Source organism: Cryobacterium sp. Hz9, assembly GCF_004402825.1.
GTDB classification, from domain to species: Bacteria; Actinomycetota; Actinomycetes; order Actinomycetales; family Microbacteriaceae; genus Cryobacterium; species Cryobacterium gelidum.
Map to the genome: position 1 here is coordinate 1 of NZ_SOFC01000013.1, position 8,302 is coordinate 8,302.

Sequence of the window (8,302 nt, forward strand, 5' to 3'; positions counted from 1 at the left end):
ACGGTCCCACGTGAGGCCGAAAAGCACTGCGGCTTTCCGCACCTTTGGGGTACGTATAGATACATTACGGTCCCACCGCCCACCCGTCAAAACGCCCCCCACCCGGGCGTGTCGCGTCACCACAGCCACTTCCCCACCACTAAAGACCGGCCCGCGCGGGCCCGGCGCAGGAACGGCAACCCGGCGCACGATTGATCACGCGCCCAGCCGCCCAACCTCCGCCCGGGCCTCAGGGGTAAGGCAAGGCCACGACAGAAGATGGACCCTCCCCGGAATAAGCGTTTAAACCGCAAATGGGATGGAAAATAGATGGGCGAATGCCGGGGTGGACGGTAGAGACTGGGGACGTGAGCCGATCAGGGAAGACGATACAGCAGTATCCGCTTAAGCATCGCGCGTGGATTTTACGCCTGGGGTTTCGGCGGAGCCTGTTGCGGCCGGACGATACCGAACGCAGCGACCGGGTCACCTACATCGAGTTATTCTTCGATCTCATCTTCGTCTTCGCACTGACGCAGCTTTCGCGGTACCTCTATGCCAACCAGTCCTGGGTCGGTGCGTTGGAGTGGATCATTCTCGTGCTTGCCCTGTGGTGGGTGTGGGTGTACACCACCTGGGTGACCAACTGGCTCGACCCGGCCATGCTTCCGGTGCGCGGCGTCGTCATTGGGCTCTCCCTCGTGGGCCTCGTCGTCAGCACGTCGATCTATGATTCGTTTGATGATCAGGGCCTGGTCTTTGCCGTCGCCTATGTTGCCCTGCAACTGGGCCGCACGCTCTTCATGGTGCTCGCCCTCGCCCGGCACGATCCCGCTCTGCACGCGACCTTTCTGCGCATCTTGTTGTGGCTCTCGGTCGCTGGCATGTTCTGGATTGTCGGGGCCCTGCTGCCGCTGGCATTTCGTTTGCCGGCCTGGCTAATCGCCCTCGCGATTGAGTACGGTTCGGCGAGCCTCGGGTTTCGCATTCCCGGGCTCAAGGCGCCAGGCGTCGATGACTGGGACGTTTCCGGGCCCCACATCGCGGAACGCAGCGCCCTGTTCGTGATCATTGCCATCGGTGAGTCTTTTTTGGTGACCGGGTTCGCTTTTGTCGACCAGGAGGCATCCGCTGGTGGAATGTTCGGGTTGTTCCACGCCTTTCTGACCGGCGTCGCCATGTGGTGGCTCTATTTCGATCACGGCGAGCGCGCCGGAAGCAAGGCGATTTCAGCATCGAGCGAGCCGGGTCGAATCGCCCGGCTGGCCTACACCTACGTGCACGCGATCATCATCGCGGGAATCGTGCTCACCTCGGTCGCGGACAAGTCGGTGCTGGACCACCCGGAGGAGGCCATGACGCTTCCGGTGGCCGTCACCATCGTGGGCGGGCCGCTGTTCTATCTGGTGGGGCTGCTGCTCTTTCGCTGGATTGTCACGGGCACCGTGCTCGGATCGCACTTTATCGGGGTCGCGCTGCTCGCTGTGGCCGGTACGGCGTCAGCGGTCATGACTCCACTCGGGCTGGGCGCGGCGACCTCGTTCATTCTGGTCACCGTCGCGGCGTGGGAAACGGTTGCGCGCGTGCGCGCCGGCACGACCGACGACGACGCCGGCTAAGCGAATGCCGGTGCTTGGCGCAGACCGGCGGATGCAGGAGGAGGTGGGGACGTTGGCCTCTAGTGCGCCCTGAACACATCCGAGATACTGATATCGGCGATATCGCTGACTCGATCAGAAAGGCAATCATGGGTTCTCTCACGTATGACCGCGTCGTTGTGGAGATCGAAGATCGCACCCTCGCACACCTGCAACTCGTGATCGTGCAGAAACTGCGACGGGGCGAAAGTTTTCTTCTGTCCTGGCAGGATGCCGCGGGGGCCGGTTCCGGTCGTAGCTCGATCTGGCTGAACCCAGCGATCCCGCTGTATTTCAAGTACGCCGGCGGGCACGCCGCCGCGATCAACCGGCAGTGGATCGAGGACCTCAGCCGCTTAGCCAACAGCGCTCAGGGACTCGCCATCGTCAGCGAGGCCGATTCGCTGCCCGTCACCACTCTTGCAGGGCGACCGAAGACGACAATCGACGCTCGAACGGCCGCTCGCACCGACACCGCGATGGTCTAGACCCGTCGCTTAGACAGTGCCGTCAGCAGAGCACGATGGTGTTCTGTACGGCGATGGCAGGGTCAATCGGGACCAATTCGAGTGCACAGAAACTGCCGTCAAATCTTCGCCCCTGGTTGGTCAGGTTCATAAGCGGGCCCGCACGGTGCGCGAGCCCGCTTCTCGAATGTGACCGGCCCCGTGCTTCGCGACCAGGGTCAGCACGTCGTAGGACGCGACGAGTTCATCGTTTTGATTGGTCAGCACGGCATCCCAGCGCACCTCGCCGTACTCGTCGGTTTCACGCGGCGTGATCTGCTTCGCGGTGAGCGCAACGCGGATGCTGTCACCGGGCGAGACCGGCGTCACAAACCGCAGGTTCTCGAGGCCGGAGTTCGCCAGCACCGGCCCGGGCGCCGGATCGACGAACAGGCCGGCGGCCCAAGAAACCAGCAGGTAGCCGTGCGCCACCCGGCCCGGGAAGAACGGGTTGGCCGCGGCCGCCGCCTCGTCCATGTGGGCGTAGAAGGTATCCCCGGTGAACTGGGCGAAGGTCTCGATGTCCTCGAGGGTCACCGTGCGCGAGTCCGACTTGATCTGATCGCCAATCACGAGCTCAGCAAGACTCTTCCTGAACGGATGCGTGCCGCCGGTCTGCGCAGACGCGCCCTGGTGCCAGATTCCGGTGATGGCCGTGAGCATCTCGGGCGAACCCTGGATGGCGGTGCGCTGCATGTGGTGCAGTACCGCACGGATGCCGCCGAGCTCCTCACCGCCGCCGGCCCGGCCGGGGCCGCCGTGCACGAGCTGCGGTACCGGCGAACCGTGCCCGGTTGAGGTGCGTGCATCGTCGCGGTCGAGCACGAGCACGCGTCCGTTGAAGGCGGAGATTCCAGTCATCAGGGTGACGGCAACCTCGGGGTCGTGCGTGGCAATGCTGGTCACGAGCGACCCGCCGCCACGGCGCACCAGGGCGATTGCCTCATCGAGGGTGTCGTAGCCGAGCACGCTGGAGACCGGGCCGAAGGCTTCAACCTCGTGCACGGCGGCGACCGAAGCGTCGTCAAAGCGCAGCAACAATGGCTCGACGAAGGCGCCGTCGGGAGCAACGGCGGTCGTGCCGTCCGCGTGCAACACGGCCGGGGCATCCGTGCTGCCGACGACCAGATCGCCGCCGGCGGCCTGCAGGCGGCCCACCTGCTTGAGCACTTCGAGGCGCTGCGCGGTCGACGCGAGCGGTCCCATGGTAACGCCCTCGGCGCGGGGGTCGCCGAGTACGACGCGTTCGCTAAGACGAGCCTGCACTGCCGCGACGACGTCGTCCATGGCCGCGCGCGGCACGATAACGCGGCGAATGGCCGTGCACTTCTGGCCGGCCTTGACCGTCATCTCGGCGACGACCTGCTTGACGAACGCATCGAATTCGGGAGTGCCGGTGGCGGCATCCGTTCCGAGAATCGACGCGTTGATCGAATCGGTCTCGTTGGTGAAACGCACTCCCCCGGTCTGCACCGAGTCGCTCGCACGCAGCTTCTCGGCGGTGGAGGCCGATCCGGTGAAGGCGACGATGTCGCCGAGGCGCACGTCGTCGAACAGGGTCGGCACACTGCCGGAGACGAGCTGCAGCGAACCCTCCGGAAGCAGGCCGGAGTCGACGAGGATGCGCACGAACGCCTCGGCGAGGTAGCCGGAGGGTGTCGCGGGCTTGACCACGGTGGGCACGCCGGCCAGGAAGGCCGGCGCGAACTTCTCGAGGGCGCCCCAGACCGGAAAGTTGAACGCGTTGATCTGCACGGCAACACCGGGCAGGCGCGAGTAGATGTGGCGGGCGATGAAGGACCCGTCCTTGGAGAGCTGCTCGACCGGCCCGTCAACGTAGACGCGGGCATTCGGCAGCTCCCGGCGGCCCTTCGAGGAGTAGCTGAACAGCACGCCGATGCCGCCGTCGATGTCGATCCAGGAGTCCACCGTGGTGGCGCCGGTGCGGCTCGACAGCGCGTACAGCTCCGGCTTGCGCTCGGTCAGCAGCAGTGCCATCTGCTTGAGCAGCACGGCACGCTGGTGAAAGGTGAGCTCGCCGAGCTTCCGTTGGCCGACCGTGCGCGCGTAGTCGAGCGCCGCGGCGAGGTCGAGGCCCTGCGTGCTGACACGGGTGACGACCTCACCCGTCGAGGCGTCACAGACGTCGGCAGCGAAGGCGTCTTCGTCGGGTGGCGTCCACCAGGCGCCCTGCACGTAGCTGGGCAGAATGGTCGTCATGGGGCCTCCTTTGTGGTGCGTGCGCGGTGCGAGCGGGGCCGCGGTGCGGGCGGGCATCAGGATTCGTCCCAGCGGTAGAAGCCCTGGCCGGACTTGCGGCCCAGCTTGCCCTCGCCGACGAGCCTGCGCAGCAGCGCCGGAGGTTCGAAGCGAGCACCGAGTTGCTGGTGCAGGTACTCGGCGATACCGAGACGCACATCGAGACCGACCAGGTCGGTCAGCTTCAACGGCCCCACCGGATGCTTGTAGCCGAGCATCATCGCGGCATCAATATCCGAGGCGCTCGCGACGCCCTCCTCGAGCATGCGGATGGCCTCGAGTCCGAGGGCCACTCCCAGCCGAGAGGAGGCGAAGCCGGGCGCATCGCGGACGGTAATCGGTGTCTTGCCGAGCGCAGACACCCAGTTTCGGGCATCCGCTACCAGTTCGGGCGAGGTGGCGCTGCCGGTGACAAGTTCGACCAGGTTCGAGGCGGGCACGGGGTTGAAGAAGTGCAGGCCGAGAAAGCGCGCCGGGCGCTGAAGCTCATCGGCGAGGTCGTTGATCGAGATCGACGAGGTGTTGCTGGCGAGGGCCGCGTCGTCGGCTAGCTGCACCTCGACCTTTTGCAGGGCCTCGATCTTGAGTGCGCGCACCTCGGGAACGGCCTCGACGACGAGTTCCCGGTCACGGAACAGACCGAAATCGGCGCCGACGGCGAGGCGAGCTTCCAGTTCCGGGCGGGTCTCGCCGGTTGCACCGCGGGTAATGCTCGCCTCGACGGCGCGCAGCACGCGTTCGCGGGCGGCCGTCGCCTCGGTGTTGTTGCGTTCAACGAGTGCCACGTGGGCTCCGGCCAGCAGGAACGCGTGCGCAATTCCGGCGCCCATGCGCCCGCCGCCGAGCACGCCGACCCGGGCGGGCACCCCCGACTCTCCACGATCACCGATCTCAAGTTCAGACACAGACATCACACACGCTCCAAAATGAGGGCCGAGCCCTGGCCGACACCGACGCACATGGTGGCGAGGCCGTGCTGGGCGTTTTCCCGCTCCATGCGGGCGAGCAGGGTGACGACGAGGCGAGCTCCACTCGATCCGAGCGGATGCCCCAGCGCGATAGCGCCACCGCTACGGTTGACGGTCTCGTCGTCGAGGCCGAGGCGGCGGATACACGCGATCGACTGGGTGGCGAAAGCTTCGTTGAGTTCGACAGCCCCGAGGTCGGCGATGGTCAGCCCGCTGCGGTCGAGGGCACGCTGGGTGGCGGCGACCGGGCCGAGGCCCATGATCTCCGGGGCCAACCCAACACTGGCTCCGACCACGATGCGGGCCCGCGGCGTGAGGCCGTGACGTCTGACGGCCTCACCGCTCGCCACGAGAATCGCCGAGGCACCATCGTTGAGCGAACTCGCGTTGCCGGCCGTGACGATAGAGCCGCCGGCAACGATCGGGGGCAGGGCGGCGAGTCCCCCGAGGCTGGTGTCGCGGCGCAGGCCCTCGTCGACGAGCACCTCGCCCTTCTGGGTGGGAACGCCGACGATCTCCTCGACGAAGTGGCCGGCGTCAATCGCGGCGGCGGCGCGCTGGTGGCTGCGAAGGGCAAAAGCATCCGCTTCTGAACGGGTGATTCCGTCGAGCCGGGCGACCTCTTCAGCCGTCTCCGACATGGAAAAGGTGGCCTTGTCGCGGGCCGCGAGTTTAGGATTCACGAAGCGCCAGCCGATGGACGTGTCGAACTGGGCGCCGGGCTTGGCCCAGGCACGATCGGGTCTGCCCTGCACCCAGGGGGCGCGGGTCATCGATTCGACGCCACCGGCGACGCACAGATCAGCATCACCGGCACGGATGGCCTGCGCGGCCATGGTGATCGCCGACATTCCGGAGGCACAGAGCCGGTTGACGGTGATGCCCGGCACGTGGTCGGGCAGTCCGGCGAGCAGCCCGGCCATGCGGGCGACGTTGCGGTTGTCTTCTCCGGCCTGGGTGGCGGCGCCGAAGATGATCTCTTCGATCAGGCCCGGGTCGATACCGGCGCGCCGCACGGCCTCGCCGACGACGAGCGCGGCTAGGTCATCGGGACGAACTGTGGCCAACATGCCGCCGTACCGGCCAACGGGGGTGCGTGCTCCTCCAACAAGGTAGGCCTCGGCCATATTCTCTCCTGACGACGGTGTCTGCGTGCGCGTGCGGGAACGACGAATAAGCTACCGATCGTTCGGGAAGTAATTCTGGCAGATTCGGGTGGGTTCGCACAACCCGCGCGGCACGCACAAGGGGCACCCGCCGAACGGCGGGTGCCCCTTTACAGATCAAACGAATGCTAGATATTGGCCAGTTCGCGCACAGCTGCGTCACCGGGGGTGGCGGAGGTGTAGCTTGCATCGATCTCGGCACGGTCGAGCAGCTCGTCCATGCGGCGCTTGCGCTGCTTGGGAATGAGCGTCACGACGGTTCCGGTCTTGCCGGCACGGCCGGTGCGTCCCGCGCGGTGGAGGTACGTCTTGTACTCGTCGGGGGCGTCAGCCTGGATGACCAGGTCGATGTCGTCGACGTGGATTCCGCGAGCGGCGACATCTGTTGCGACGAGCACGTTGACCCGGCCGCTCGTGAGCATCTGCAGGTTGCGAGTGCGACGAGCCTGGTTGAGGTCACCGTGCAGGCTCGTTGCCTTGACGCCGGCATCCTCGAGCTGGTCGGCGAGCTGCTCAGCGTAGGCGCGGGTGCGGCTGAAGATGAGCGTTTTGCCGTCGCGGTTGACGAGCTCTTCAATGATACGACCCTTGTCGCGGTGCTCGATGACGAGCACGCGGTGGTCGATCGTGGAGGAGGACTGGTCCTCACCGGCGACCTCGTGCACGGCCGGGTTGGTCAGGAATTCTTTGACCAGCGAGGCGACGCCCTTGTCGAGGGTGGCGGAGAAGAGCAGCTTCTGGCCGCCGGCTTTGGTCTGGCGCAGGATGCGCTGGACCGGCTCAAGGAACCCGAGGTCGCACATGTAGTCGGCCTCGTCAAGCACGGTGACGACGACTTCGGACAGGTCGAGACGACCCTGGTCGATGAGGTCTTCAATGCGGCCGGCGGTGCCGATGATGATGTCCACGCCGCGCTGGAGGGCGCTGACCTGGCGGTACTGAGGAACGCCTCCGTAGATCTGGGTGGTGAACAGGCCGACGCTGCGGGCAATGGGCTGCACGGTCCGGTCGATCTGCAGCGCGAGCTCACGGGTCGGGGCCAGGATGAGCGCGCGAGGCTTGCGGGCCATCTTGCGGTCCTTGGCGCCGTTGTTCTCCATGAGCTTCTCCACCAGGGGAGCGCCGAAGGCGATGGTCTTGCCGGATCCGGTCTTGCCGCGGCCGAGCACATCGCGCCCGGCGAGCACGTCGGGGATGGTCGCAGCCTGGATCGGGAAGGGCGACGGAGCGCCGAGGGCGGCGAGCTCACGCACGATGTTCTCGCCGAGACCCAGGTCACCGAAGGTCACACCGACGACATCGGATGCCGTCGTCGCGATGGCTTCGAGACGCTCGAGCACGACGTCGTCGCCACCGGCGAAGCTGGGCTTGGCACCGTTTTCGCTGCGCTTCGGGTAGAACTTGCTGTCGCCATCGTCGGAACGGCTGGGACGGTCGTTACCGAAATCGCGACGGGGCGGCCGGTCGTCATTGGAACGACGCGGGGCGCGGTCTTCGAAGCTGCGCGGCGCACGGTCACCATAGGACGGACGCTCGGTGCGGGGAGCACTGCTGCGGTCACCGTAGGACGGACGCTCGGTGCGGGCCGGACGGTCATTGTTGTAGGCCGGACGGTCATTGTTGTAGGCCGGACGGTCGGTGCGCGGCGCACGATCACCATAGGACGGACGCTCGGTGCGCGGCGCACTGCTGCGGTCGCCGTAGGAGGGACGCTCGGTGCGGGCCGGACGGTCATTGTTGTAGGCCGGACGATCGGTGCGCGGCGCACGATCACCATAGGACGGACG

Annotated in this window: 6 protein-coding genes; 2 read left to right on the forward strand and 4 right to left on the reverse strand. The window is 66.5% G+C overall.

Annotation, left to right across the window (positions count from 1 at the left end; all coding sequences use genetic code 11):
- Positions 1-431 precede the first annotated feature (431 nt).
- Positions 432-1,598, forward strand: coding sequence for a low temperature requirement protein A (locus tag E3N85_RS06765; RefSeq protein WP_166783887.1), 1,167 nt, complete (start codon positions 432-434; stop codon positions 1,596-1,598).
- A 128-nt stretch (positions 1,599-1,726) separates the two neighbouring features.
- Positions 1,727-2,104: an ATP-dependent DNA ligase gene (locus tag E3N85_RS06770; protein ID WP_174722468.1), complete on the forward strand. Its 378-nt coding sequence runs from the start codon at positions 1,727-1,729 to the stop codon at positions 2,102-2,104.
- 126 nt (positions 2,105-2,230) lie between these two features.
- On the opposite strand, the gene paaZ is transcribed toward E3N85_RS06770, so the two are convergent.
- From paaZ to E3N85_RS06790, 4 genes are all read right to left on the reverse strand, one after another.
- Entirely contained in the window at positions 2,231-4,342 is a 2,112-nt protein-coding gene (gene paaZ, locus E3N85_RS06775) for a phenylacetic acid degradation bifunctional protein PaaZ (protein ID WP_134461188.1), read from the reverse strand.
- A 56-nt stretch (positions 4,343-4,398) separates the two neighbouring features.
- A complete protein-coding gene (locus E3N85_RS06780) occupies positions 4,399-5,292 on the reverse strand; it encodes a 3-hydroxyacyl-CoA dehydrogenase family protein (protein WP_134461194.1) in 894 nt (297 codons plus the stop codon).
- A complete protein-coding gene (locus tag E3N85_RS06785) occupies positions 5,292-6,476 on the reverse strand; it encodes an acetyl-CoA C-acyltransferase (RefSeq protein WP_134461191.1) in 1,185 nt (394 codons plus the stop codon). The genes E3N85_RS06780 and E3N85_RS06785 overlap by 1 nt, the downstream gene beginning before the upstream one ends.
- Before the next feature lie 167 nt (positions 6,477-6,643).
- Positions 6,644-8,302, reverse strand: a 1,659-nt coding sequence (locus E3N85_RS06790; RefSeq protein ID WP_241978355.1) for a DEAD/DEAH box helicase, incomplete at its 5' end; no start/stop codon positions are given.

What these genes read in the sequence shown, in the direction of transcription:
- E3N85_RS06770 (WP_174722468.1), top strand. Translation starts at nt 1,727, where the DNA reads ATGGGTTCTCTCACGTATGACCGCGTCGTTGTGGAGATCGAAGATCGC.
- paaZ (WP_134461188.1), bottom strand. Translation starts at nt 4,342, where the DNA reads ATGACGACCATTCTGCCCAGCTACGTGCAGGGCGCCTGGTGGACGCCA.
- E3N85_RS06780 (WP_134461194.1), bottom strand. Translation starts at nt 5,292, where the DNA reads ATGTCTGTGTCTGAACTTGAGATCGGTGATCGTGGAGAGTCGGGGGTG.
- E3N85_RS06785 (WP_134461191.1), bottom strand. Translation starts at nt 6,476, where the DNA reads ATGGCCGAGGCCTACCTTGTTGGAGGAGCACGCACCCCCGTTGGCCGG.